General features: G+C 43.3%; 27 protein-coding genes. 13 read left to right on the top strand and 14 right to left on the bottom strand.

Annotated elements, in window-relative coordinates:
• Nucleotides 1–74 precede the first annotated feature (74 nt).
• Nucleotides 75–563, bottom strand: coding sequence for a hydrogenase maturation protease (locus tag QXR61_00975; protein MEM3756526.1), 489 nt, complete (start codon nucleotides 561–563; stop codon nucleotides 75–77).
• 189 nt (nucleotides 564–752) lie between these two features.
• On the opposite strand from QXR61_00975, the gene QXR61_00970 reads away from it, so the two are divergent.
• The 3 genes from QXR61_00970 to QXR61_00960 all read left to right on the top strand — a co-directional run bounded on the left by QXR61_00970 (nucleotide 753) and on the right by QXR61_00960 (nucleotide 4078).
• The gene (locus tag QXR61_00970; GenBank protein MEM3756525.1) at nucleotides 753–1727 is read left to right on the top strand and encodes an oxidoreductase; all 975 of its coding nucleotides are present in this window, start codon (nucleotides 753–755) and stop codon (nucleotides 1725–1727) included.
• Nucleotides 1724–3178 (top strand): Ni/Fe hydrogenase subunit alpha, encoded by a 1455-nt coding sequence (locus QXR61_00965; GenBank protein MEM3756524.1) that lies wholly within the window; start codon nucleotides 1724–1726, stop codon nucleotides 3176–3178. The genes QXR61_00970 and QXR61_00965 overlap by 4 nt, the downstream gene beginning before the upstream one ends.
• 138 nt (nucleotides 3179–3316) lie before the next feature.
• On the top strand, nucleotides 3317–4078 hold the full coding sequence (locus QXR61_00960; GenBank protein MEM3756523.1) for a TatD family hydrolase: 762 nt from the start codon (nucleotides 3317–3319) through the stop codon (nucleotides 4076–4078).
• A gap of 1 nt (nucleotide 4079) precedes the next feature.
• On the opposite strand, the gene QXR61_00955 is transcribed toward QXR61_00960, so the two are convergent.
• From QXR61_00955 to QXR61_00945, 3 genes are read right to left on the bottom strand one after another with little or no spacing between them, the layout of a single operon-like run.
• Complete coding sequence (locus tag QXR61_00955) at nucleotides 4080–4625, bottom strand: hypothetical protein (GenBank protein ID MEM3756522.1); 546 nt, start codon at nucleotides 4623–4625, stop codon at nucleotides 4080–4082.
• Nucleotides 4622–5302: a diphthine--ammonia ligase gene (locus tag QXR61_00950; GenBank protein MEM3756521.1), complete on the bottom strand. Its 681-nt coding sequence runs from the start codon at nucleotides 5300–5302 to the stop codon at nucleotides 4622–4624. The genes QXR61_00955 and QXR61_00950 overlap by 4 nt, the downstream gene beginning before the upstream one ends.
• A gap of 21 nt (nucleotides 5303–5323) precedes the next feature.
• Complete coding sequence (locus QXR61_00945) at nucleotides 5324–6217, bottom strand: ARMT1-like domain-containing protein (GenBank protein MEM3756520.1); 894 nt, start codon at nucleotides 6215–6217, stop codon at nucleotides 5324–5326.
• 374 nt (nucleotides 6218–6591) lie between these two features.
• Between QXR61_00945 and QXR61_00940 the strand changes: the two genes are divergently transcribed.
• Nucleotides 6592–8727 (top strand): GTP-binding protein, encoded by a 2136-nt coding sequence (locus tag QXR61_00940; GenBank protein MEM3756519.1) that lies wholly within the window; start codon nucleotides 6592–6594, stop codon nucleotides 8725–8727.
• 5 nt (nucleotides 8728–8732) lie between these two features.
• Here QXR61_00940 and QXR61_00935 read toward each other — a convergent pair whose 3' ends face one another.
• The 3 genes from QXR61_00935 to QXR61_00925 all read right to left on the bottom strand — a co-directional run bounded on the left by QXR61_00935 (nucleotide 8733) and on the right by QXR61_00925 (nucleotide 10937).
• Entirely contained in the window at nucleotides 8733–9638 is a 906-nt protein-coding gene (locus QXR61_00935) for a radical SAM protein (protein MEM3756518.1), read from the bottom strand.
• Nucleotides 9639–9701: 63 nt separating this feature from the next.
• On the bottom strand, nucleotides 9702–10217 hold the full coding sequence (locus QXR61_00930) for a CDP-2,3-bis-(O-geranylgeranyl)-sn-glycerol synthase (GenBank protein MEM3756517.1): 516 nt from the start codon (nucleotides 10215–10217) through the stop codon (nucleotides 9702–9704).
• 12 nt (nucleotides 10218–10229) lie between these two features.
• Complete coding sequence (locus QXR61_00925; protein ID MEM3756516.1) at nucleotides 10230–10937, bottom strand: AAA family ATPase; 708 nt, start codon at nucleotides 10935–10937, stop codon at nucleotides 10230–10232.
• An 84-nt stretch (nucleotides 10938–11021) separates the two neighbouring features.
• Here QXR61_00925 and QXR61_00920 point away from each other — a divergent pair, with 84 nt between their 5' ends.
• Together QXR61_00920 and QXR61_00915 are read left to right on the top strand one after the other, a co-directional pair.
• Nucleotides 11022–11645 carry a hypothetical protein gene (locus QXR61_00920; GenBank protein MEM3756515.1) on the top strand — a complete coding sequence of 208 codons (624 nt, stop codon included), beginning with the start codon at nucleotides 11022–11024 and terminating at the stop codon, nucleotides 11643–11645.
• A gap of 6 nt (nucleotides 11646–11651) precedes the next feature.
• The gene (locus QXR61_00915) at nucleotides 11652–12917 is read left to right on the top strand and encodes a Clp1/GlmU family protein (GenBank protein MEM3756514.1); all 1266 of its coding nucleotides are present in this window, start codon (nucleotides 11652–11654) and stop codon (nucleotides 12915–12917) included.
• An 8-nt stretch (nucleotides 12918–12925) separates the two neighbouring features.
• On the opposite strand, the gene nth is transcribed toward QXR61_00915, so the two are convergent.
• Nucleotides 12926–13624 (bottom strand): endonuclease III, encoded by a 699-nt coding sequence (nth, locus tag QXR61_00910; protein ID MEM3756513.1) that lies wholly within the window; start codon nucleotides 13622–13624, stop codon nucleotides 12926–12928.
• A gap of 99 nt (nucleotides 13625–13723) precedes the next feature.
• On the opposite strand from nth, the gene QXR61_00905 reads away from it, so the two are divergent.
• The 3 genes from QXR61_00905 to QXR61_00895 are packed head-to-tail and all read left to right on the top strand — an operon-like array spanning nucleotide 13724 to nucleotide 16235.
• Nucleotides 13724–14509, top strand: coding sequence for an aldolase/citrate lyase family protein (locus QXR61_00905; protein ID MEM3756512.1), 786 nt, complete (start codon nucleotides 13724–13726; stop codon nucleotides 14507–14509).
• A 17-nt stretch (nucleotides 14510–14526) separates the two neighbouring features.
• Nucleotides 14527–14883, top strand: a complete 357-nt coding sequence (locus tag QXR61_00900) for a proteasome assembly chaperone 4 family protein (GenBank protein ID MEM3756511.1) — start codon at nucleotides 14527–14529, stop codon at nucleotides 14881–14883.
• The gene (locus QXR61_00895; protein ID MEM3756510.1) at nucleotides 14880–16235 is read left to right on the top strand and encodes a UbiD family decarboxylase; all 1356 of its coding nucleotides are present in this window, start codon (nucleotides 14880–14882) and stop codon (nucleotides 16233–16235) included. Before QXR61_00900 ends, QXR61_00895 begins: the two co-directional genes overlap by 4 nt.
• A gap of 12 nt (nucleotides 16236–16247) precedes the next feature.
• Here QXR61_00895 and QXR61_00890 read toward each other — a convergent pair whose 3' ends face one another.
• Genes QXR61_00890 through QXR61_00880 form a run of 3 tightly spaced genes read right to left on the bottom strand, consistent with a single transcriptional unit; the run spans nucleotide 16248 to nucleotide 19140 of the window.
• On the bottom strand, nucleotides 16248–17426 hold the full coding sequence (locus tag QXR61_00890) for an aconitase X catalytic domain-containing protein (GenBank protein MEM3756509.1): 1179 nt from the start codon (nucleotides 17424–17426) through the stop codon (nucleotides 16248–16250).
• Nucleotides 17427–17430: 4 nt separating this feature from the next.
• Entirely contained in the window at nucleotides 17431–17832 is a 402-nt protein-coding gene (locus QXR61_00885; GenBank protein ID MEM3756508.1) for a DUF126 domain-containing protein, read from the bottom strand.
• 21 nt (nucleotides 17833–17853) lie between these two features.
• The gene (locus QXR61_00880; protein ID MEM3756507.1) at nucleotides 17854–19140 is read right to left on the bottom strand and encodes an HD domain-containing protein; all 1287 of its coding nucleotides are present in this window, start codon (nucleotides 19138–19140) and stop codon (nucleotides 17854–17856) included.
• Between the two features lie 124 nt (nucleotides 19141–19264).
• Between QXR61_00880 and QXR61_00875 the strand changes: the two genes are divergently transcribed.
• Nucleotides 19265–20050, top strand: a complete 786-nt coding sequence (locus tag QXR61_00875; protein MEM3756506.1) for a hypothetical protein — start codon at nucleotides 19265–19267, stop codon at nucleotides 20048–20050.
• Between the two features lie 5 nt (nucleotides 20051–20055).
• Nucleotides 20056–22779: an AAA family ATPase gene (locus QXR61_00870; GenBank protein ID MEM3756505.1), complete on the top strand. Its 2724-nt coding sequence runs from the start codon at nucleotides 20056–20058 to the stop codon at nucleotides 22777–22779.
• A gap of 21 nt (nucleotides 22780–22800) precedes the next feature.
• Here QXR61_00870 and QXR61_00865 read toward each other — a convergent pair whose 3' ends face one another.
• On the bottom strand, nucleotides 22801–23196 hold the full coding sequence (locus tag QXR61_00865) for a hypothetical protein (GenBank protein ID MEM3756504.1): 396 nt from the start codon (nucleotides 23194–23196) through the stop codon (nucleotides 22801–22803).
• A 168-nt stretch (nucleotides 23197–23364) separates the two neighbouring features.
• Between QXR61_00865 and QXR61_00860 the strand changes: the two genes are divergently transcribed.
• Nucleotides 23365–23580 (top strand): hypothetical protein, encoded by a 216-nt coding sequence (locus QXR61_00860; GenBank protein MEM3756503.1) that lies wholly within the window; start codon nucleotides 23365–23367, stop codon nucleotides 23578–23580.
• Between the two features lie 36 nt (nucleotides 23581–23616).
• On the opposite strand, the gene QXR61_00855 is transcribed toward QXR61_00860, so the two are convergent.
• Together QXR61_00855 and mobB are read right to left on the bottom strand one after the other, a co-directional pair.
• Entirely contained in the window at nucleotides 23617–24249 is a 633-nt protein-coding gene (locus tag QXR61_00855) for a 4Fe-4S dicluster domain-containing protein (GenBank protein MEM3756502.1), read from the bottom strand.
• An 84-nt stretch (nucleotides 24250–24333) separates the two neighbouring features.
• Entirely contained in the window at nucleotides 24334–25155 is an 822-nt protein-coding gene (gene mobB, locus QXR61_00850) for a molybdopterin-guanine dinucleotide biosynthesis protein B (protein MEM3756501.1), read from the bottom strand.
• A gap of 138 nt (nucleotides 25156–25293) precedes the next feature.
• On the opposite strand from mobB, the gene QXR61_00845 reads away from it, so the two are divergent.
• Nucleotides 25294–26073, top strand: a complete 780-nt coding sequence (locus tag QXR61_00845) for an HAD-IA family hydrolase (GenBank protein ID MEM3756500.1) — start codon at nucleotides 25294–25296, stop codon at nucleotides 26071–26073.
• Nucleotides 26074–26092: the final 19 nt, after the last annotated feature.

The raw sequence follows: 26092 nt of genomic DNA, 5'->3' as shown, positions 1-26092 counted from the left end.
ATCACTAGCGATTTCTTACTCTAACTCTAAATTACCTAAAATAATTTATCCTTTGTTGTTTATGTAAACTTTCCCTAGCGGGGAAGGATTTCAATTAGGAGATCTGCAATCTCCTTTCCCGTGGAGAGAACTTCTGGGGTTAGCTCATCGCCGAAATCTGTCTTTTTGGGTTGCACTAGAAGAAGCATTATTTTAGCGTTTATCATTTTAGTGAGATACTCGCAGAAAATTTGGAGAGGTAGGATGTGAGTTGAAAATGCTGGGGAAAACCCCATGTCTCTAGGCTCTAAAAGTTTCACTTCTCCGGGTTTTAGGCCTAAAAGTGCAGCGTCTATTAATATAATGTGTGTTGGCTTAAAATCTAATATCTGCTGCATGTAGCTTTCTGGAACCGTTTCACATTCGATTAAAAGAACTTTCTCGGATACTCTTCCATGCAGACTACGAGTTATGATTACTCCTATATAGTCATCCATGCGGATGGGGTTTCCAATACCAGCTATGACAACCCTCTCTGCCCCCGACAACCACTTTTTCAACCTTCTTTTTACAGTTCTCTTCATCTCAATTACAACCATGTTCTAAGTATATCGTTAACCCATTGAATTGCAAGTAATGTTACTAAATTAGTTGTAAATTTAAGCGATAACATTTACTCTCTTCATTACGCGCTTACCTCATTTAGTCTATTTTAAAAACATGTAAAGCTTTTAAATCGAAGTGTAGAGTAAAAAGATTCTAAGTGATGCTGCTTGGGTGAAAAGAAACTTAAGCTCGCCTTCTATTGGGCTGCGAGCTGCGGTGGATGTGAGATAGCGGTGCTCGATATAGACGAGAAGATACTTGACACAGTGCAATTTGCAGATATTATCTTCTGGCCAGCTGCCATGGATATAAAATATGGCGATGTTGAAAAAATGCCCGATAAGCATATAGACGTTTGCTTCTTTAATGGCGGCATACGCAGTAGCGAACAAGACTATATGGCAAAACTGTTAAGAGAGAAGTCTAAGATACTCGTCGCTTACGGATCATGCGCCTGCTTCGGGGGGATCCCTGGACTCGCAAACCTTTACGGTAGGAGCGAGGTCTTTGAGAAAGTGTACTTTAAGATCGCTTCCACGGTTAATCCAGAAAACATTTCGCCTAAACCTAAAACATACGTCAGGGAAGGCGAGCTATCTCTTCCAGAATTTTACGATGATGTAAAAGCTCTCCACCAAGTTGTTGAAGTCGACTATTATGTTCCGGGATGCCCGCCAGCAGTAGAGAGGACAGTATCTGCGTTAGAGGCGGTATTTAGGGGGGATCTCCCTCCGAGGGGCTCAGTTCTAGCGCCCTTAAAGTCCGTGTGCGATGAATGCTCAAAGAAAAAGGAGAATAAAAAAATCTCTCAGATATACCGCGTTTACGAGAAAATTCCAGACCCGGAAAGATGCTTGCTTGAACAAGGCATAGTATGTATGGGTCCAGCGACGAGGGGTGGATGCGGGGCTAGATGCTTAAAGGCTGATATGCCTTGCACCGGGTGTGGAGGGCCATGCCCTAACGTATCTGATCAAGGCGCAGCTATGTTAAGCGCATTAGCGTCAATAATTAGCGCGGAGGAGAAAAAGCCTTTTGAGGAAATTGAAAGGGCTGTAAACCGGATAGTGGATCCAGCTGGAACATTTTACATGTATACTCTGCCAGCTTCAATCTTGAAAAGGAGGCCTACTCGTAAATGAAAAAGATAATTATAGATCCGATCACGAGACTTGAGGGCCATGGCAAAATAACTATTTTTCTGAACGAGGAGGGCGATGTGGAAAACGCTTACATGCAGGTTCCTGAGCTCCGCGGCTTCGAAAGGTTCTGTGTTGGGAGAAAAGCTGAAGATATGCCTGTGTTGACGAGCAGGATTTGCGGCGTCTGCCCGGTAGCGCATCATATGGCTGGGACAAAAGCTCTAGACGCGGCGTTTCATGTTGAGCCGCCCGAGCCGGCTAAAAAGCTTAGAGAGCTCATGTACTGCGGCTACATAATCTACGATCACATACTGCACTTTTACTATCTTGGCGGTCCGGACTTTATAGTCGGCCCGAAAGCTCCGCCAGAAAAACGTAACATTCTGGGCGTGATCGAAAGCCTAGGTTTAGATATTGGCAGGGAGATTATAAGGCATAGAGCTTACGGACAGAGAATTGTGGAGATTATAGGTGGCAAAGCTACGCATCCAGTTTCCGGATTGCCGGGCGGCTTGTCTAAACCATTAAGCGAAGAAGATAGACGGGAAATTGAGAAGATGGTTTCCTCATCCATTGAGTTCGCTAAGTTTTCGCTGGATCTTTTCCATAAGATAGTTTTAGAGAACACTGAGTACATAGACTTGGTCAGGAGCGATGTTTACTCATTACGCACCTACTATATGGGTTTAGTTGACGAAAACAATAAAGTTAACTTTTACGATGGAAAGATAAGGGTTGTCGACCCCTATGGTAATGAATTCGTAAAATTTGATGCGAAAGATTATTTGAATCACATAGCTGAACGTGTTGAGGAATGGACGTACGTTAAGCTTCCATACTTGAGAAAGGTTGGATGGAAGGGCTTTATTGACGGTCCTGAAAGCGGGATTTATCGTGTTGGCCCCCTTGGTAGACTTAATGCCTCTGAAGGTATGGCGACGCCACTAGCCCAAGAAGAATATCGGCTCATGTATAGGACGTTAGGTGGAAAACCAGTGCACTCTACGCTAGCCTATCACTGGGCTAGGCTCATAGAGCTGCTTTACGCGGCTGAGCGCGCCGCTGAGCTCATTAAGGATCCGGAAATAACCAGCAGGAACATTCGGAATAAGCCGGATGAGCCGGGGGAGGGCGTTGGGGTTGTTGAGGCGGCGAGGGGCACATTAATCCACCATTATGTGCTGGATAAAAATGCGTTGGTTAAGGATGTTAACTTGATTGTTGCCACAGTAAATAATGTCCCCTCAATAAACATATCGATACGTAACGCTGCAAAAGGTTTAATACACGGTGGAAAAGTTGATCAGAGTTTGCTTAACATGGTGGAGATGGCTTTTAGGGCGTATGATCCGTGTCTTGCATGTGCAACGCACTTCGCGGTTGGCCAAATGCCGCTGCTCATAGAGATATACGATAGCCGCGGGAAGTTGATCGGGGAGGTGCGGAGGTAAACCTTAAGCTTCAACCTTTTTAGGGTGCTGCGAGTAGATAGCGTAATTATAGTTCAATTGTCCCTAAATTTTATAAGTTTAATTATGGCGATGAGGCTTTTTGGTTGAGAAATAGCACCATATTAAGGTGCGGTGGGCATGGATCTAATAGATACTCATGCACATTTGGAAGGTGTTAATGATCTTAAGAATGCCGTTAGGAGGGCTGCTGATTCAGGCGTCATTGCAATAATAGCTGTGGGTTCAGACTATGATTCAAATATTTGGGTGATGAGTGAAAGCCGAAAATATGAGGTTAAAGGATTAAGGATTTACCCGGCGCTGGGGCTTCATCCATGGGGGCTTGACCCCTCAAAGGTTGAGGAGACCATAAGATTCATCGAAGATAATATCGATAAAGTAGTGGCTCTGGGCGAGGTTGGCTTAGATTACTGGGATAAAGATGCCAGAAGAAGCGAGGATAGGCGGGAACTGCAAAGAAGAATCTTCAGGAGAATTCTCTATATGGCGAGGAGAATCGATAAGCCTGTTTCAATTCATAGTAGGGGCGCTTGGGATGACTGCGTTAACATAGTTATAGAAGCCGGGGTGAAAAGGGCCGTTTTCCATTGGTTTAGCGGCCCTAATGGCGCCTTAAAAAGGCTTCTCGACTACGGGTACTGCGTCTCCGCTACACCAGCAGCAACCTACAGTAAAGAGCATAGAAGGGTGATAATGAAAACTCCTTTAGATAACATAATCTTAGAAACCGACTCACCAGTCGTTTATGCTGGGGAGATCTCGGAGCCAGCTCACATAGTTAAAGCGTTGAACGCTGTCGCGGAGCTTAAAGGTGTTAGCGCAGAGATTGTGGCTGAGGCGACGACTGAAAATGCTAAAAGAATCTTCAAGATTAACTAGCCTAGATCCTCAAAGCAAAATTCAAAATTATTTCAGGCCTTGTAACTTCTGGGTGAAAGAGACAGCCGTAAATATCTTTTGAATCATGTTTGATCATACAGTCTAAAGTTCCTGTTTTAGCTAGTGTTTCTAGGGGCCTTGATATACTTGCGGCTTTCCTCGTTAGAAAAAATGCGTGAAACCTTTTTTCACCTATTAGCACGTTACCCCTAACTAGTTTCACGTTAAATACTCCAATCTTTGTCCTATTAAAGAGGTTGCAGCCAAAGGCTTTTGCGAGAGCCTGAAAACCTAAACCCACACATAAAACTGGCTTATCACATTTTTCTAACCATTTAAATCGTTCACTTCTCAAGAATTCTTCGTCCTTTAAGGCTGATCCACAAACAATGACTTTTTCTACCGGGGAGATGTCTTCTAGGCTGATTTCCATATAATGTTTTATGGATGTGTTGACGCCCTGCTTGCTTAAGATCCGTGATACTGGCTTAACGAATTCTAGTTCGCTTAAACTATCATGGCACAAGCTCACCAGCAGCATCCTCATTTATCAATTAACCTCAAACCTTTTATTCTGAATATTCCAGAATAATCCCTGTACTGTATCTCATAATCCACCACTTCAATTCTCTTCCTGAAAAACGGCGCATCTAAAACAGTTGTCTCTATTTCACCGCCTTCGCCAGCGGCGCTCACACCATATTTCTCTTGTAGAGCCATAATTTTCCTTACAACCTCATGGTCTATGGTTTTTCCAAGAAAGCTTTCGTCGAGGGGGTAAGCAAATATTCCTGAAATTATGACATGGAATCCTTGCCCTATAATCTCATTCAATAATTCATTTTGATCCATAAGCCATAATGGGTTAAAGCACCAAAGCCCAAGCTCAGCGCACGCCTTCTGGAATCTGCTTGCCTGATACATGGATCTTATTGCCCCAGTGACAACCCCCTCAATCCTAAACGTTTTAATAGCTAAGCTCAAGGCTTTACGTAGACTGAGGATCCCCTCAGCCTCGCTATCGCCAGTTTCTACCTGAATTATTGGCAGCCCCATGGCCTCCGCCTGATACTTGGTCACCCAAACATTGGGATAATGGAATAGGCGGCTCTCTTCGCTCTTCGGAATCAAGCTTACTAAGCAGCGAACCTCGTGGAATTTAAGAGCCTTATAGATTGCTAAACACGAATCCTTTCCACCAGAAAAGAGCGCACCTAGCCTCATAAACTTCCCAGGTATGATCGCTTAGTAATTTATGACCTTAACAACATTCGCACCTTGGGGTACGTTGAAGGATTTAGCGACAGCCGAACATTTAGCCCTAAGCATATATGCGATTGGCTTTAAGAAAGCATGTTCAATCTCAGTTAAACTTTCATAATAGCCTTGACCCTTAGCGATTATAACGTCGGCTTCCTTCAAGAGTCTAATAAAGTCTTCTGAGCATTCTTCTAGGTTTAGCCCTATCGAAGTACTGCCAGTTGTAACAACCTCTGCAACTTCGTTTAGCCCTATCTGTAATGCGTCTTCCATCGTCGCATCGTTCATTATGGGCCCAGACTTTACGGCAGCAAAGACTTTAACCGAGAATCTTTTAATGATGGTGCCGATGAACAGTTTATCAAAGACTATTTCGCCAGCGTTATCAAGCAGATAGAGAACTGTATGGGATTTCGAGAGGGCTCCAATGAGCTTATGTGTATCATCCAGCGCTAACCCACCTCCCAAGCAATTCATCAAAGACTTTTCAAGCCCCTCAACAAAAACTTGATGTCCTTCAACCTCAAAGTCTATAGAGTTTCCACATATTGCTCCCAACATCGACAGTTTAAAAGCATCGTTAAAAGACTTTTTCTCGATTTCGCTCTCCAGGAACGGTATTAAACGCATAGCGATTCTATTTGATTCCCTCTTTAGTTTCGCGAAGGGATCGTTGTTTCCAGTTATCTTCTGAACTAGCCTAAACACGTGTGTATGCAATACCGTGGGAGTAACATTTAATAGATCACCATTACTATTTAGCCACTTTAAAGTTTCATATAGAACCTTTTTATGCATCTCCTCATCGTCGGTCGCCTTGGTGGCGATATCGTACGCTGCCCTTAAAGTGCAAGGTATGCAGAGTAAACGGCTTTTCATCCCTAGTTTTCCTCGAATCCCCGGTTTTCACTACTAAGAGCCTTCAGTTTTATAAGCGTAGCGCTCATAATGATTGTTAAACCCGAAAAATTAATAAGTTAAGTGGAAAGACCTTTCTAGAGTCCCTGAAGCCTCGATATGAGGCTCACAAGCAAATTTAACATTGATTCATTTAAAAGAGGATGGGGCGATGCGGGCTAAGTGGAAGAAGAAGAGAATGCGTCGTGAAAAAAGGAAGAGGAAAAAGAGGCGCGAGAGGTATAAATAGCGCATTTATGCCGTGATACGGAAAAATTATTTTTAGTTAAAATTAATTCTAAAGAGACTATTAAGCCTAAAATTAGAGAACACTAGATTGTTGAGTGAGAAAGCGCATGCCGAAGACCGCTCAAGTGGAAGAGATATTAGCGGTTATGAGAAGAAAAGAACGTATCCGTAATGTTGGCGTAGTGGCCCATATAGATCATGGAAAAACAACATTAACGGATTTACTGCTCGCGGAGGCCGGGTTGATACCCTACAGTCTAGCTGGCGAAATACTGATGCTGGATTATCTTGAGGAGGAGCGGAGAAGAGGAATAACGATAAAGGCTGGCAACATATCGCTACTACATAAGGTGAATGGCGAAAAATACGTTGTGAATCTCATTGATACACCGGGGCATGTTGACTTTACAGGCAGGGTTACACGAGCCTTAAGAATAATTGATGGCGCGATAGTTCTGGTTGACGCTGTTGAAGAGATCATGGCGCAAACAGAAGTGGTCACAAGACAAATGTTAAATGAACGCGTCAAACCCATCCTCCTAATAAATAAGGTTGACAGATTAATTACTGAGCTGAGGTTAACGGCAAGGGAAATTTACACTAAAATAGCGCGCATAATTCGAGACTTCAACAACCTGATAGATATGTATTGTGAGCAGCGTTTCAAGGATGAGTGGAAGGTTGACACGTCTAAGGAAAACGTTATATTCGGCTCAGCACTGCATAAATGGGGGCTGACGGCGGAGTCCGCTAAAAGAAAGAACATAAAATTTAACGACCTAATTGAAGCATATAATAGTGATGAGTGGCAGGGCCTTCAAGAGACCATTCCACTTCATAAAGCTGTTCTGGAAGCTATTGTAAGAAGCTTGCCGAGCCCCGTCGAGGCGCAGAAATACAGGGTGCCGAAAATATGGAGAGGGGATCCCCATTCAGAAATAGGTAGGGCGATGGTCGAATGCGACCCCTACGGCCCAACAACCATATGTGTGGTTAATGTTAAGAGGGATCCCGCGGAAGGTTTGGTGGCTACTGGAAGAATATTTTCAGGTAGTGTGGAGGAAGGTGACAAGGTTTACCTCTTGAACGCTGGTGAGGAGTGCGTAATCAACCGCGTTTCAATTTACATGGGCGCATTCAGGGAGCATGCTGGCAGACTCGACTCCGGCAACATAGCGGCGCTCTCAGGCTTTAAGATGATTAGAGCGGGTGAAACCATAGTTGACGTAGAACATAAGGATAGCGCGGTTCCGTTTGAGGAAATTAAATATGTCTCGGAACCAGTTGTCACGGTGTCTGTTGAGCCGAAAGATCCCAGAAATCTTTCACGTCTAATGGAGGCTCTGAGATCTCTTTTAATTGAGGATCCTAATCTATCCCTTTCAATTAATGAAGAGACGGGTGAATATCTTCTCAGCGGTGTGGGTGAACTGCACTTAGACGTTTCCATAAAAACCATAAAAGAGATTATGCCTGACCTAGAGATAATCGTCTCTAAACCTATGATATCTTATAGGGAGAGCGTTGAAAAGGTTGGCGCTGTGGTAACGGTTGTAAGCCCCAATGAACTTAACAGTATATCAGTGAATGTTGAGCCATTAGACGTAAACTCATCAATAGCTCTCGATGAGGAAGCGGGCTTTAAAGAAAACATTAAAAATATTGAACGAATACTTAACGTCGAAGAGAACGAGAACGTTCTCGTTGACATTTCTGGAAAGGATTATTCTGAAGAGGATTTAAATGCCATTGTAAGCGGTTTTAAATGGGCGTGTAAATATGGACCTTTATGTGGCGAGCCTCTGAGAGGCGTAAGGGTAAACTTAGTTGACGCTTGTCTTGCTCGTGAAAAAGAGGCGAGGGGGTATGCGCAGATAACCCCGACGGTGAGAAAGGCGATCTTCAAGTCGTTTATGTCAGCTAGTCCAGTTCTACTTGAACCAGTATACGCGGTTCAAATATCTGCGCCAGCCGAGCAGGTTGGCATCATCATAAACTTGATAACTAAAAGGCGCGGTAAAATTTCAAACATATCGCAGAGGGGGCCGCTCCTCGTGGTCGACGGGCTTATGCCTATAGCTGAATCTCTAGGTTTAGCGGATGAGTTGAGGTCGGCGTCTTCTGGAAGAGCTTTTTGGCAAAGCAGGTTCTCTCATTGGGGGAAAGTCCCCGAAGAACATATGCCTAAAATAGTGGAATCCATAAGGATTAGGAAGGGGCTTCCTAGAGATATGTTTAGGTGAGATCATTAGTTAGCGTGGTGTTTCTTAGCCGCGAGAAAACCATTTAGCGTGATGCGGCAATACGCTGTTCCATCGCATATTGTCGTATTAAGATCTGGAAAGCCTTCTCTACATGTCGCGAACATTAAGCCGTAATCTTCAACTATAGATTTTAATCTAACGAGTATGCTCCGCCTTAAATCTCTGTTCAAATATTTATAGCCTCCAATCCATTCACCATCTCTGTAAAGATCCATTAATCTTCTCGAAAGATTGGGATTTTCACGTCTAATATTTGGCAGCATGTTCTTAACCATCTTCATTGTGGAGGCTGTTATTTGTTTAACACCTATCTCAGAAGACTTAGAAACTATTTTCTCAAGATCATCGATGTCGGAGTTAACCGATGGAATTATCGGATCTATTCTGACCACGGCCGGTATATTCTCGTCTACAATTCTTTTAAGCGCGCTGAAACGCGCATTTGGCCCGGGAGCGTTTGGCTCTATAATGCTGGCAACATCATTGCGGGGTGTGGTAATGGTCATAGATACAACGCTAGAAGTCTTCTTTAGAAGATCAATATCTCTGATAACTAAATCTGATTTCGTAACTATTAGTATGGGGAAATGGTTCTCAGATAAGACCTCTATACACCTTCTAGTTACCCTGTAATTTCTTTCGAGCGGCTGATATGGGTCTGTTGAACCGCTGAGCATAACTGGCAGACGCATCTTTGTTCTTTTAACCACTCTAGAAATTTCCTCTTTAAGGTTAAGTCTCGGCGTCACCGGACCTGTAAAGCTCGGAAATTTAATAGCATAACAGTACACGCAGTTATGGGCGCACTTACCTAGATATGGATTTATGTTGTATTTTGGGAGACATGTGCAAAGAGATGCCCTCGCTATGTTAAACATCGGGAGACCCATATTTTTTCTCTAATGTTTTTCTTATTCTCGGGGCAAATATAAAATGTATTAAATTTTGGATGGTCACCATGGTGTGTCCTTTAATCGTAGCAGATAAGCTATAGCGTTGACTAAAATATGGATCGGGATAGTTAAAAAGATTATCAAAATAGCCCCTGTAAACGATAGTGAGCTGGGTTCAACGGCTAGTGAAAACAGTAGGGCAAAAACGACAAAAAATACCTGGTCGATCACCGGAAACGGGGCTCCGGGCTTAAGGTTCAATCTTCTCTTCACGAATGAACCTATTAGGTCACCTATAAGCGCTCCCAGCGATAAGGTAAAGCCTCGAAGAACATTACCTGCCGGCAAACCATAGGTTGGTGCAACAGTTTCCTGAATATATCCGACAAGCGTGCCGATTAATACTCCGGAAATAAAACCCCTGTAGGTTTTATTTGGGCCAAATATTGGTTTTCCATCAACGAATTTTTTCCCGTAATCGATGGGTTTTCCGCCACCGAAAATAACCGGTGACGCGTTCGCACAGTACGCTGGAAAAACATAGTATAATGCGCTGAATATTTCGTTAAGGAACATTGTTTTTCACCGCTAAACTATATACATTGCTCTCCCATATTCCCGTATACCTGAACTATCCAAGAGCAGATAAATCGTTATTTTCTTTTCAACCCCATAAACTTTTTCAATGCTTGCCCTAATCACGTTTGCTTTACTTGTTTTGAATAAGCCGATAATTGAAGTTGACCAGTATCTTAGGACTCTAGAGGCAACCGGCTCTATAAGCGCATCAAAATCTGTTAAAACACTTCTCACCTGACTTGTGATTAAAATTGGTATCTGAAATTTTCTGGCTATCTGAGCTAGCATGGCGACCTGACGATTAAGTTCTCTATTCACTTTGAAAGCATCTTCCTTACTTCCAATCTCCGCACGATATAATGAGGTTACTGTATCGAAAACTATTAAGCCTAGATCCCCGCCGATGAACTTCTCTAAGTTGTCCACCAGATTAGATTGTTCTTCAAACGTTGAAGGTGTAAAAAGAATTAAAAGCTGTAGTGTTTCATTAAAGTCTTGAGCGGCTATCTGAGAAAACCTTTCCAATGAGAATGTTCCATCAGCATCAATAAATATCGTCTTATAGCCCATTCTCGCCGAGCTTACAGAACATTGAATTGCTAAGCTAGTCTTCCCAGTTTCAGCCTCACCATATATGAGCGTTAATTCGCCTGGTTTAAGGCCGCCTTCTAGCACATTGTCAAGTGGAGGGCAGCCCGTAGGTATCCAGCGCCTCAATCATCCCACAAACTAAAAATGGTTAAAAATTTAAATTTAGTCTTTTCTGTAGTAAATAAATTGGATGCTCTGAGCGGTAATATTATGAGGGTTCGCGCAAAAATAGCTGTTTCAACAGTCAATGGAAAGGCATACTATAAGCTTGTCAACGAGCTTAAAAATAGGGGTATTCCATTCGTGAGCATAGTGCCCGGAGAGGCGATTCCCCCCTCAGTTAAAGTAGTCGTAACAACTGAGAATGAGGGACCTTTAATAACTCATCCACAAATTTTAGTTTATAATGTTGAATCAGATCCATCGAGCGTTATAGATGAAGCCTTACGAATATCTATGAACAAAAATTATTACGAAGAGCTTATTATTGGGGTTGATCCGGGAAAAACATTTGGTGTAGCGGTTCTCGCTGACGGTAAGCCCATTAAAAGAGAGGAGTTTTCAAGCGTAGAGGGGGCTGTAAACTCAATATTGGCAGAGCTAAATGCACCCTCAAGAGTTAAGAGGATTAGGATCGGGAGAGGTGTGCCCAACTTAGCTACCGAGTTGACGCGTAGATTGGAGAGGGTTCTTCCAAAAAACATAACCATCGAAATGGTTGATGAAGAAGGCACAAGCATTCTGAAAGAAAGCGGGGTTAAAAAAAAGTTAAGTGATGCTGATTCCGCTGTAAAAATAGCTTCAAGAAAAGGTGAAAAGCTTCGGAGGGAATAGTGTTACATGGAGCAAAGAGTTGAACGCGGAAAAACGCTCCTAGTGGACGGACCAGCATGCATTACTATTCGGTCAGGATCCATGAGGTCCTTTGGAGCCCTACTGAAAGCAAGCGACCATCTAGTTGTTAGGTGGGGGAGAAGAATACCTTTCGAAGCTCTTGAAGATTCGCAGGTTGAGATATCTCTTGGAAACGCGGCATCCTTCAGCATTGTTGATGAGGATCCAATACCCAACTCATGGAAAGAGGCCGCAAGCAAGACGCTGTCAACTAGCGGGAGGGTGGAGGTCGCCGTACTGGGTGGGGTTGATTCTGGAAAAACAAGCTTTTGCACGTATCTAGCCAACATGGCTTTAAATAATGGGCGAAAAGTTGCTCTTGTGGATGGAGACCTAGGTCAATCTGATATAGGGCCTCCTGGAACGCTGGGTTTAAGCCTTATGAGGAAATCAGCTGTCGACCTAGTTAACCTGCCGCTGGCTGACGCGATTTTCATTGGCAGCACAAGCCCATACGGCGTAGTGGGACAGGTTATAAATGGTTTATTGAGGCTAAGGGATAAGGCCGTGGAAATGGGGTCGGATTTCATAATAGTTAACACTGATGGCTGGGTTGAGGGGGCTGAGGCTGTAAGATATAAGTGTCAGCTGGTTGATGCTCTTAAACCAACGTTTACTGCCCTAGTGCAGAGCGGCGAATCGTTAAATCCGCTAGTAGATTCTTTGGTTAATGTGAAGACTCATTTATTAACGGTTGAAACGCCGAAAAATGTGAAGAGAAGGAATCGGGAGACGAGGAAAATCATTAGAGAAACCCTGTATAGGAGGTATTTGAGGGACGCAAAGATACGTACCATACCATTAAGTTGGATAAAGTTGCATGGGAGCCTAGAACTTAGCGGCAAGATCGATCAATCCCTTAAAAAGAGGGTTGAGGAAATTATAGGTGATAGGCTCGTATACTGCGAGAACCTGCAAAGCTGCATAATCTTAGTATTAAAAGAAGGCTCTGTGTTAAGTGAAGATGAGAAACTTAAGATTGCCTCAGAATTCAATAAGCCGGTTAGAATCATAAATGAAGGCGATGAGAAAGGGCTGCTGATATCTCTGGAGGACAATGAGGGAAAATTTTTAGGCATTGGAATAATAAACTCTATAGATTACGGTCGAGGAGTATTAAAAGCGTACACTAACGTTAATGGAACGGTATCGAAAGTTTGCGTTGGACAAATAAAGTTAAGCGAGAAGGGAAGCGAGATTGATTTTCGCTAAGGTTGGTTCTAAAGGTTCGCGGAAGGACATAAATTGTTAACTACGCATTGAGAGCAGCGGGGTTTCAAAGATTTACAGAATTTTCTTCCCAAAGCTATGAGGAGCATATGGACATCAAAGTATTCTTTGGGAGAGTATAGCCTCTCGATTCTTAACCTAATAGAATCGTATTTTCTCTCATCTCTCGGTACTAAACCAAGCCTCTTAGAAACCCTTTGAACATGCGTATCTACTGGTAAAATCGGTTTTCCAGCGCAGAAAAGCAAAACTATGTCCGCGGTTTTAGGTCCAACTCCCGGTAAACTCAGTAATTTTTCTCTAGCCTCGTTCAGCGGTAACGAGTATATGAAGTCAAGGCTTCCGCTAAATTTCTCAACTATCATCTTTGACGCCTCTTTAAGAACAACCGACTTATTCCTGTATAAACCTGCAACCTTTAGGGCTTCCTCGATGCGTTTGACGTCGGCTTCAGCTAAGCTTTTTGGGGTCACCGGCATTTTAGCCAGTAGATTCTCAAAGGCTCTCTGAGTGTTTCTCTCGGATGTTGATTGGCTTATAATTGTTCTTACCAGAACCTTAAACGGATCCTTCACGATGTCTGAAAAATCCGGGATCGAAAAACTGCCTCTTAAGACTTCGAGTATTTTTCTAGCTCTTTCTCTTTGAACTTCAACGTCTTCTTCCTCGAAAGATTGGAGTTCTCCCATCAGCTTTTCCTCCGCGTGGTTGGAATGCTAAATTTAAACTAAGATTTAAATTAAGGAGTTTCTATGTATTGTTTTTGTTTAGCCACGAGGGAAATTGATATGAGGGTTAATAAGCTTAGGGAGCTTTTGAGAAGGGGCGAACCAACTATTGGAACGAGAATAATCTGTCCATGGCCTGGTATAGTTGAGGTGATTGGCTATACGGGGATGTACGATTATGTTGAGTTTCTAGGCGAGTACGGCCCATACGACTTACATGACCTAGATAATTTGGCTAGGGCTGCGGAGCTGGTTGGCCTCTCAACGATGATAAAGATTGATCAACAGCCAAGAGTCTATCTTGCCGAGAGGGCGTTAGCTGCCGGAATACAGAATATTTTGTTCGCGGACATTAGGTCTGTTGAGGATGCTGAGGAAGCCGTTAAAGCGGTTAGAATGGAGCCTGAAGGGATAAATGGATTTAGGTTAGATAGAAGAGTCGGTTATGTGGGAGCCTTAGCCTCGGCAGCGGACCTTGTGAAAAGCTGTAGGGATTCCGTGGTTGCATTAATGATTGAGAAGAGAGAAGCTGTAGATAACCTTGAGGAGATACTTTCCGTTAAAGGAGTAGATATGGTGCAGTTTGGCCCAATGGATTACTCGATAAGCATAGGTTTGCCGGGCGAAGTAAATCATCCGAAGGTTAGGGAAGCTGAGGAAAAAGTAATTAAGACTGCCTTAAAGATGGGTGTAGCTCCAAGAGCGGAAATAGGGGGTCCAGAGGATGCGAAGAGATATATTGAGCTTGGGGTTCACAACTTTAACTTAAATATCGATTTGAGGATACTCTTTAGCTGGTGGAAAAAGAACGGCGAGGAATTAAAGAGAATCCTTTCTAAGACTTAGGGTTAGGTCTGATAGCGTTGAGCCGGACGAGAGTTTTTCATGAGGAAACCGTTGAAGAAGGGAGAAAATTCTCGGCCACGGTGATAGAGCTAGGGAACTCTTACATAGTGTTGTTAAGTGAGGGCGATGAGGAAAACTTAGGAACGCTTGCTGTCTCAGTACCATATAGACCTGAAATGTCTAGGTTGCCCCTATCCTCAGTGCTCTTAGGTGAACGGAGCACCATTACCGCTAGGCTGATAGCTGAGCGGCTTGCCGCCCTCACGAATAAGATAGTTTTAGTCTCAACATTTCTGAAAACAGCTGATGAAGTGAAGGCTGGACAGATATTCCTGAGACTTCTGGAAAAAATTGTGAAGGAGAAGAGAGATTGAGTCTTAGAGAATTCCTTAAATACATGGAAGACCTCAATGAGGCGATTCATGTAGAGGAAAGCGTTTCACCCATATTTGAGATCTCAGCAATAATGAGGAATTTCTCTCCAACGAATCCTCCAATAATTTTCTTCGATAATGTTGAGGGATACGATGGTGCTAAGGTTGTTGGAAACGTCTGTGCAACCAGGAGAAGAATATGCGCTTCACTAGGAATCACGGAAGATAGGTTACATCTAGAGATGATCGACGCCATCAATAGACCTGAAAAACCCCAAATAATAGATGATTCCCCAGTAAAAGAGGTTATCGAGGAGCCTAGACTCTCAAAAATTCCAGTTCTGAAGCATTATGAACGTGATGCTGGACCATACATAACGTCGGCCGTGGTTTCAGCAAGGAGCCTGGATGGAAGCATCGAAAATGTTTCAATTCATAGACTATTGGTTTTAGACGATAGGCGGCTAGCTATAAGGCTTGTTCCGAGGCATCTGTTTAAGCTATGGAGTATGGCAAAGGACTCTGGGAGAGATCTTGATGTGGCTATATCCATTGGGGTTCACCCAGCCATACTTTTAGCAGCGGCAGCGTCGCCACCCTTTGGGGTCAGCGAGTACTGGGTGGCGAACCGGCTGCTTAAAGGTAAGCTCAAGCTAATAAAATGTGAGAAAGTTGACGCATACGCGCCGGCAGAGTCCGAGATAGTTCTTGAGGGTAAAATCTCATGTAGAGAGGAGGCTTTAGAAGGCCCCTTTGTAGATATAACTGGAGCCTACGATATCCCAAGGCATCAGCCAGTTGTGAAGATTGTCGGCGTCATGCGTAGAGAAAAATATATTTATCAAGCGCTTCTACCGGGCGGGCCTGAGCACATGTTACTTATGGGGCTGCCTAGGGAAGCAATGATATACGACGCTGTATCAAAGGTTGTGCCGAGAGTTAAGGCCGTTAATCTCTCCACTGGGGGATGCGGGTGGCTACACACCATAATTTCGATCGATAAGCAGACTGACGGCGACGCGAAGAACGCTTTACTGGCGGCCTTTGCAGCGCACCCAAGCCTAAAACATGCTATAGTTGTCGATGCTGACATAGATGTTTTTAGTCCAGAGGAGGTTGAATGGGCTATAGCAACGAGATTTCAGGGAGACGAAGACCTCCTGTTGATCAGAAACGTGAGGGGGTCAACCCTCGACCCCTCGGCGGATATGGAAACGGGGCTAACAACTAAAGTTGGCGTAGATGCAACGCGGCCGCTAAAGGCTGAGAAGGAGAGATTTGAGAGGGCAACGACGCCTCTAACGGAGAGAGCTGCCAAAGTATTAAGTACGCTTAAATTTAGGAAGAGATGAGCTTTTTCCACTTCACTTTTGGATGGCTATCTCTATACATTTTTTCATTGGCAAGAGCATGGCCTTAACATTACTCATTAAAGGCGCATAATAGGCTGTTTTCGCCGAGTTGGTTATCAGGTTTTCTACGCCGAGATTTTTTAACCACGTAACAACAGCGCAAGTGTCAGATATGACGCATCCTCCAGAAGACTTGATGATCTCCACGTATTCGGCTGCTTTACTGCGGATAAACCTTGACGTGCAAACCCACAGTTTAACGTCGCTCCTAATCTTCTTCCCATATAAAAGGTTTGAAATATGTTTGATCTCCTCTAGGGAGCAGTGGGGGCATCCGATGAAGATTAAATCTGGTTTTTCAAGCGCCGACGAAAGCTCCTCGTAAGTTCTACTGATATCTTTATTATCTACTGATATCGCTTCATCTGCTCTCTGGGACGCATCCTTCAGATCACCGAAATAGAACATCGGAACCATTCCGCTTGTAGCCATCGCGGCGCCCATCTGCTTCAGGAATAATTCTTCCCCGATAATTTTGCCCTGAATTAATGGAATCTTGTCGCCCAAAACTTTACCTAAATGCATCCCAAGCAAACCGTAATCGGTTTCGCTTAAAAGATCCGCTTCAACTTTAACGATCGCTGAGATGCGGCGGTTCTCCGGCTGATGAAGGCCGTAGTCAGGCGTCTTACCTATTAACGCCGATGCGAGTGCGCTGGGCCCACCCTCGCGGTTCGTCCATGCTTTAAGCAGTGAGTTGGCGTAAATGACTGCTGAAGATTCAGCCCAGGATAAATGGTCGCCGCTTTGAACTGGCTCAATGTAGTATGGTGTACATGTTAAAGAGCTTTCGATCCCTAGGCTTTCATATATCTCTATTATCCTCTTCTGCTTTTCAATGATATGTTTTGGAAGAAGCCTAAATGTTGGCTCTTCGTAATCTATGCCGGACGGATTTGTGGTCGCTTTCACTCTAGCTCTTCCATTAGATTCCACCAAAGCCTCTAGGAACTCTATTGGAGCATCGCCAATAGTCTTATATGAGACGCCCGATATATGCGCTGACTCAACAGGTATAAGGCGTCTAGCCCCATAAAGATCGCCCAACTTAACAAGTATCTTCATCGAGACCTCATATGCCCAGCCAAGCTCCCCATCATAGATCCGCTCCTCCTCTTTGCTTAAATACATGTTTTCACTTCCTTAAGACCCTAATAGTGCCTGAGCAACCGTTTACCTCAACTAGGTCACCTGTTTTTACTTGGCTTATATCCACCCTGTCGATCATGGGTATGTTGGCGATGACTGCGCCAACGACTACGACTGGATCTGCCAGCGTGTTTACTATAGCTTTAGGTGCCAAGCCGTTCTTAGCAAGAGCGTATAGGACAAAGCTGCCAACTGTTGAACCATGCCCATGGGGGAAACATAGGATAGAATCTTTAATGGTTTTGCCGAAAAGATCATTGTTTCTTTCAATAATAACCCCGGTCTTAGGGTCTATGCCGCCTAAAAAGCTGAGAGGTTTCGTTGAGACTAGAGCTACTCCACTAGCATTTCCGGAGACTATGGGCCGACCCCTTAATATGATCTCCATTTTCATCACCAAATGATCTATTTAATAGGATATCCTCATTGAGAACGGTAGCTCGCCGAAAAGTTTTTCAGAAACCTCTTGAACCTTCTTTAAATATTCTTCCTCAGTGTAAACCCTTAGTATGTTCATGAATCCTTTAAGCAAATCAAATATTTCGGAGACATCACTCAATCTACCAGAAATTTTCCTACCATCTCTAATCTTCTGAAAAACGGGTATTTCCATCGGCTCCATTGGGAAAGCATGGTGGTATGGAACCGAGGGGAGCGTTGGGACATCGATTATTACGCTCTGCGGGTCAACATTGGCTTCTTCAGCTATCTGGTCTCTTATCCGGTTTCTTATGCCTTCAACATTAAATATTGTTGACACAATTTTATCTCTAATGTAGAATGGCGGAGGGTCATACGCACATTTTATAAGTCTTCTTCTCTCCAATCTTTCAATGATCTCTCTTGATTTTTCACACTCCTTCAGTTTTGTCCATAAAGTGTAATCGTTTAAGGATAGGTACTCTTCGGGGGACTTAAAATCCACTAAGTTTAAGTCGTCTTTAGCGCGCTCCATGGCGATGGCGAGCATTATTTGTACTGCTCTACCAACCCTGTGAAAGTAGATGCTCTTGAATGATTCTATGCGTGCAAGTATAAATGATTCTAGGGCTGATAGAGCGCCTATATCAACTGACAAGTTTCCATCGATAACGTCTAATGTACGCACTAAGCGTATAACATCCACAAATCCATATTCTGCTCCAGTGTGATACGTGTCTCTAACAACAAAGTCCAGTTTATCGGCATCGACAGCGCTTCTAATTATTTGATCCATGAAAGCCATTTTAGGCTTATTTAAGCGCCCAATAGATAGTGCCCCGACAACTTTTGGATCATAGCCTAGCTCGCTTATAATGTCCCTAAGCTCGGAGGTCGTGATTATCCAAAAGGTCATATCTTCATGCGTCCTGCCCAAGAACTTTGTAAGTACATGTTCGAAAATATGGGAGAAGGGGCCGTGTCCAACGTCATGAAGCAGAGCCGCTATCCTTATCATTTGGGCTTCATCTTCAGTTAAAATTTGGGATATCTGTGGGTTATCGGCGATTAATCCGGCTAGATGCATAACTCCAATCGAATGCTCAAATCTAGTATGGTTGGCTCCGGGATAAACGTATTCGGCGCCAGCTAGCTGCCTTATCCTGCGTAGCCTCTGGAATGGGAACGAATCGATTATTTTCTTCTCAGCCTCGGTCACATAGACGTATCCGTATATGGGATCTTTAATTTCACCCCAATACTTACGTTTAGACATAAGATATCAGTCCGCTAGGGCGAAGCACTATCACTAAATATTTCTGGGGAAAATAATTAATTTATCCGTTAAGGGAAATGTTTATTGAAAAGTAAAAGTAATTATTTTCTTGGAAGAATTGAGGATGATGCTAAGGAGTTTTCTCAGCGAATGTGCCAGCATCTTCGTCGGTCTAGAAGTTTCTCTACCTATGGTCTTAATTCTCTTGGGCAACATTATATTCTTCTACTCGGCGGCCAGCCCGATTATCGCTTATGCGGATGGAAATCCGCCGACTTTTGAAACTGATCTTAACGCAATAGTTCAAGTAGGTGATTGGCTAGTAATCTTCATACTGCCGCCAGTAGATAATTTATGGGTCAAGTGCAATGCATCAAGATCAAGCGACTTCAGGGTTTCATTTTCCCCAAAGGAGATTCAATATGGACGAGAAGTTTCAGTAGTGTATGCGCAATTAGAGTCGGAGGGCGTCTACAATCTTTTAATATCTTTCTCTTCAAATAATGCGTGGAATGGTACTATAGGCGTTTACGCAAGTGACCGCGATTTCTATGGAAAAAATAAGCCAGCTTCCATAACATCTCAAGGATACTTCATAGAGCTATATGCGATTAAAATGACGCCTAACGACAATAAAACAGCGAACTATAGGATTAACATAGTTTTGGTTGCCCAAAAGGTAGGCTCATCGAGCATATTCAACATTAAGTTTCCTACACCAGTGAACGCCTTGTTTTTTGCTCTAATAAGCGCATTTATAGCTTACATTAACATATTTTTCGTCCTAGATTCATACTTTAAGAGTAAGAGAGAGGGCGTTTCAAAATTCCGCTGGATGCTGGTTGGCGTATCTATTCTCGCTAGCCTCTATGTGCTGTATCAAGTTTACTGGATAATTGTTGGTGGGTGAAATAAATGTATTATGATGAGGATAAGGAGGAAGAATTTACAAATCAATGGTGGTATAATAGACCTATATTAAGGAAAATTTTCTCACCATTACTCTACTTAACTTCATGGCAGTATAGGTTATGGAGGTTTCTACAAAAACCGCCTGAGAAAAGAAAGGCTGAGGTTGAGAAGAAAGCTAAGGTAATAAGGAAAAGGATGGATTTTCCAAAGGTTACGAGAAACGACGTTGTGGGAAGAGATGAGGAGTTTGAAAGAATTCTCTTGAGCGCCTACTATCACATATTTAGAGATCCAGAAGTTCGAAAGAACAGCCCGGTTCCACCACCAAAAATCTTCATATTAAAGGGGAGCTCTGGCAGCGGTAAAACTTTTTTCGCTGAAGCTTGTCAGCGGGAGATTTTTGAAGCCGGTTTAAAGTATGGGCTGATAGTTTACTACGCTTCTCTGAAACCAGAAGAAGTCTACACTATGTGGTATGGTAGAAGCGCTCAGCAGCTCAGCGCCTTTTTTGAGGGAGCTTTCCAGAGACCAAGCATCATATTGATTGACGAGTTCCATGCTTTCGGAAGCCGCTTCACATCGTCAACGGAGGTTGGCATGGAAGAGAAGAGGGTTCAGACAGTTTTCCTAGAGAAGATTGATGATCTCCAGAAGAAAAATTACAGGTGTGTTTTGCTGATATCCACAAATGAGTATGAAACAATCACTGAGACCCTTAGGCGCAGAGGGATCGTGGGAACAATAGACCTTGACGCCGGAGTTAATAGGGCCATGCTCATTGAAATCGCAAGAAGAAAATGTGAGAAATATGGAATACAAATCAGCCCCGGCGAGATAGTAGATGCTCTTGAGGATTCATTGAGAAGCGTCGGTGGAGTAAGATTAACCCCTGCAGACGTATGTAATGCATTTGACATGGTCATGAATGAAAAAACCAAGCCCATCCAAAGCAGCATTATAAGTAGAATTTTACTGGGACTGGGACCTAAAAATGATCAGCAAAATAAAAACACTGTAGAAGTAAGCCTAAATGATTTCAGGGATGCTGCACGGAAGCTAAAGAGCTACACCACTACAGAGAAGACTGAAGCGGCGAAAAGGGCGATGCTCAGAATAGCTCCAAGAGAAAGATACAGCGATGTTGGCGGGCTTCACGGAATAAAGGAGGAGATAATTAAAGAGATCTCCTTGGCATTAGACGTCAACCTAGCTGTCAAAGCAGGCTATAAGCCGCCGAAAGGCTTCATATTTTATGGTCCGCCCGGAACTGGCAAAACCCTACTGGCTAAGGCGATAGCTGGAGAGAATAATGTCTGGTTCTACAATATTAATGGCCCGTCAATTCTCCAAGGACATTATGGTGATCCTGAGAAAACCATACGTGACATTTTTGAGGATGCGCGTAAAAATGCGCCCGCAATAATATTTTTTGATGAGATTGATGCCATTGCGCCTAGAAGAGGGACGCATGACCCAGTTATCGATAGGGTCGTTGCTCAGTTGCTCACGGAGATGGATGGTTTTACGCCGCTTACAAACGTGGTTGTTATTGGAGCAACAAATCGCGTTGATGTTCTTGACCCAGCTTTACTTGAGCGCTTCACAAGGCATTTCGAGTTTACTTACCCAAAGAATAGGGAAGAGAAGCTTGAGATAATAGAGATTCATCTTAGGCGATATAAGCATCACTTAGAGAAGGGCTTAACATCCAGCGACATATTAAGGATATTTGAGAAAAAGATATTGAGCCCAAGGAAGATCGCGGACACGATTGACGATACTAACCGTCTTAGAACAAAGGAGCTTGAGGCCTGCTATAGGCTTCTAGAGGCGATGAAACATAGGCCTGAAAAAGTTGATGAAATAAAGAATCTCTATGAAAATGATTTAGAGCGCCTATTCTCGGTGCTTAACGTTAGGCCTGACGATCCGGGTCTCTTAGCGAAACTTGAGAATGTTAGTCCTGAAAACTATCCGCTGAAACTATATCATTTTGAAAAGGCTCTAGAGAGAACTTACGATGAGGCCGTTGAGGAGGCCAAGAGGATGATTTTAGAAACCGTGAGAATGCCGAAACCTGAAATAGGGAAAAGCTATGGGCTTATAGCTTTAGGGGAACGTGGTGAGGTCGGAGGACTTGTTGGGGTAGTGGAGGTTGTCGCTAATCCAAAGGGTTCGGGGAAAGTGCATGTCATTGGGAGCGAGACCGGTGAAAGCATACTTGCAAGCGCATATGATGCCTTCATATATATAAACTCGATTTCAAACTGGAGCTTCAAAGACTATGACGTTTACGTTGAGATAGTAACCCCCGCAAAAGGAATGGAGAAGCAGCCATATGGGCTGGGGGCGACGAGAGCGCCCGTTTCAGGCCCCTCAGCTGGCCTCGCAATAGCTATAGCGATGCTTTCAGCTTTCACCGGTGTTGAGGTGGATCCAACAGTTATTATGACTGGGGCTATAACCGCGCTGGGTGAGGTTTGGCCTGTTGGCGGCCTCGATTATCGTGGGATGGGTAAGATTGAAGCGGCATTATCGGATCAGTATGCCCGTATTCTGGTTATACCGAAATATAATTACGATAGGTTAAAGAGTTTTGGGGTGGAGAAATTGCTCTTTGAGCGTGGCATAAAAATAGTTCCTGTTCAAACCTTTCTCGAAGCAGCCTCCATAGCCTTGATCGGCTTTGAGAAGATTAAGGAAAAAGTCCTAAATAGTCAAGGGTAAGCAGGGCTTTTAAGTTATAGTTTATGAGATAAACGTTTCTTTCTCATCTTTCTTCTTGTCAGCAACTTCGACTAAAGCCCTATAATATTCTCCGCTCTCAATTTTTCTGTGTATATTTAGGAGCGCTTCATAAACACTCTCAAAATATTCTTTATCCTCGATTTTAACTTCCCCGTAGCTCTCGATCAGCGATATTCTCCATACTATCCCTAATCCAGCCTCCCTTATAGACTGATAAAGTATTCTATGTCCAACCTGAAATAACTGCGGATATAAGTCTGCCGACAATTTAAGCAATTCATCACCTACATTCTTGAGCTTCACAAGATCCCAAGAGCTCATTCCATCCTTATTCTTTGAGAGAATCTCCCCAAGCCTAACCCGAATAACATCAAGAATTGGCAGAAATTTTTCCATGCCATTCCATCCATTAAATATTTTCACTTAATATTGATCTAATGTTAACTCAAAATCACTATTTAAATATATTGAAGGCTCAGAAACTTTTTCGCTAAGTCTCGACAAAATGGTTTTATTTCAGAGGCAACATCAAAGGTATAAGGGTTCAAGCGAAGGGGATTGTGAGTGGCGCGGAAAGGTCAGATAATAACGTGTCCTGAGTGCGGCTTTCAGTTCGATATTCTATATGCTAGAGCAGTCTCATGCCAAAGCTGCGATAGAATACTATCCTCCTTAAGCTGCGAGTACGTTAAATGTCCAAAATGCGGTTTTGAGTTTAAGACCTCAAGAAGCGCGTCCAGAATCTCTGAATTTTTAAGAGGTTTTTCTGACGTAGAATAGGAATAATGATGCTGCGAGAATCTAGATGATACCTAGTTACTTGGGAGATGGCGGCTTCTTCACACTGGTTTTAGCTTCTATGATTTTTAGAGCCCTGAGCTTTTCCTCTATCCTTCGAGCTCTCTCCTCTGCTTCAGCAAATATTCCATTCAGCTTCCCGCTTTTAACTATACTGGAAACTTCTTCAAGGGTTCTTGGCAATTTTTCTACAGTGGAATGCAGCATCTCATTGAAGAGCTTGTCCTCTGAAACAAGTTTCAGAGCTTCTTCTGGACAGAACTCTATGCATTTTGGTTCTCCATTACATAGGTCGCAGGCTATGACCACTCTCCTGTCCGGATCAAGCATTATTCCACCATAGGGACATGCCTGTATGCATAGGATGCATCCATCGCATTTATCTTCGTCTATGATAAGTACTCCTCCCCTCTCAGACTGCTTGATGGCGTTACGTGGGCAAGCTCTTATACATGGGGCGTTCTCGCAGAAGCGGCATGCCACAGCTAGGTTAAACGCCGGGTTCAGGTGTATAACCCTTATTCTAGATTTTATTGGGTTCGGCTCGTTCTCCTTTTCTAAAGCGCACACAAATTCACATATGCTGCAACCTATACATTTACTTGGATCAACAGCCACGAAATTCCTGTTAAAACTTACCTTACGCATCATGTGGATCAGCATCCCTAACACTTTTATTTATCCTTTCTAAGACGAGCATTTAAGCTTCTCGATATACCGCCATTGTCGCAATTTTTAATTTCGCCTTGAAATGTCCACTCGAACATCCTCGTCACCACTTATCTTTACGTTCTTCAAAGAGGAAACCATGGCTAAAATTGTTCTCCTAATGAACTCCGCTACAAAAGGTTGGAGAGGAATATCCTCACCGTGAACAGTAACTCTAGCGTTCATCTTTGTTTTCATCTCCATAACGACGCAATCCCTAACGCTCGCAGTGCCGCAGTATATTTCCTCGGCGAGATTCTCGCACGTTTTCCTGCCGCATTTACCGCAATCCAACCTAGCAAGAGAATTCATAATCTCAAATATTTTCGCTTTCCTCTTAACGAAGTTTAACGTTCTCTCAACCAGAATTTGTCGGTTGCATTTAATGTTCAATATATGCGTTCCAAGGTCCTGAAGTGAACAAAACGCTATTAAATCGTCTTTAACATGCTCCTTGAATTCATCATACTCTTCTAGGTTTCTAACACATATGATTTTACCTATGCTTCTCTCTTCAAGAATCATTGACGAGAACCCCTCTAGAATAATCACGTTGGCGCCAAAAAATAGCGTGGCCCCAAAAATATCTTCTAGCGAGATGTTTGGAGTCCTAACCATGATGTCTACTTCGCTTTTTGAGAACGCTATAACGGGGTTAGCGCCAACACTATAGTGCCTCCATGTATCGCTTCCCTCCTTATCGATAGAGAAATTCTCATGCGCGATATGTTTGATGGAAGCAACTGAGAATCCTTCTTTAATGAGCTCTGGGACTAAAGATTCGATAACCGCCGTTTTTCCTGAAGCCTTGCGGCCGATAACCGCGAGTGTAGGGCATTTTACGCGCACATTGACACCTCTTCCTAATCCTAATACGATCTTCCAGATATTTATGCTCCTAGAGCAGACTGAAATCTAAAACTATATCTTTTAGCGATGCACTTGAAACATTTTGAAGAGTAGCGTAGACTTAGAGCGTGGAGAAAAGTGGCCAATAATGTTAAATCATCAGGTTGCTGTCTGATACATGTTAAAGCGGCGCTTTTCGATTTATTCGATACATTGCTCTTAATAGAGCAAGATGAAGGCTTCGGCAAAGTTAACGAGGAATGCTTGAGAAACGTTTGGAAGTTTCTAAATGAAAATGGAGTTAACGTTTCATATAGGGATTTTATGCAGATATACCTTGAAGTTCGTAATCAATTATATGAAAGAATCCATAAAAGTTTCGAGGAACCGCACTTTGCTTTCAGGGTCTCACAGACTTTGGCTAAACTAGGCTATGATTGTGCTCCCACCAGCCCAATCGCCATGGGCGCTGCCAACGCATACTCGGAAGAATTTATGCGTCATGTTCGCCCGGATGAAGACGCAACTTTCGTTTTACAAAGCCTACTTAAACATGGGTATAGGACGGGTGTTATATCAAACTTCGATATTCCGGAATGCGCCCATAAACTTTTACTCCTTCATGGGCTTAAGGATCTTCTAGACGTGGTAGTTATTTCAGCCGAGGTTAATAGGCGTAAACCAAGCCCAGAAATCTTCTTTGTCGCCTTAAATGCCTTGGGTGTTAAGGCGTCGGACTCCGTTTTCGTGGGTGATACGCCAGACATAGATATTAGAGGCGCGAAAAAAGTTGGTATGAAAACGATATTGATACAGCGGAAAAATGCAAGCAAGATCGATGCGGAAGATATGCCGGAAGATATGCCGGACTTTAAGGTGAATAATCTAAGAGAGATCTTAAAGATACTTTTAAAGTAATGTTCTGATCCTCAATCCA

The sequence above is a fragment of the Candidatus Bathyarchaeia archaeon genome (assembly GCA_038882715.1).
In the GTDB taxonomy this organism is placed as follows: Archaea; Thermoproteota; Bathyarchaeia; order Bathyarchaeales; family DTEX01; genus DTEX01.
The sequence above is the reverse complement of the archived record's forward strand: the minus strand, read 5'-3'. Positions and strand labels throughout refer to the sequence as shown.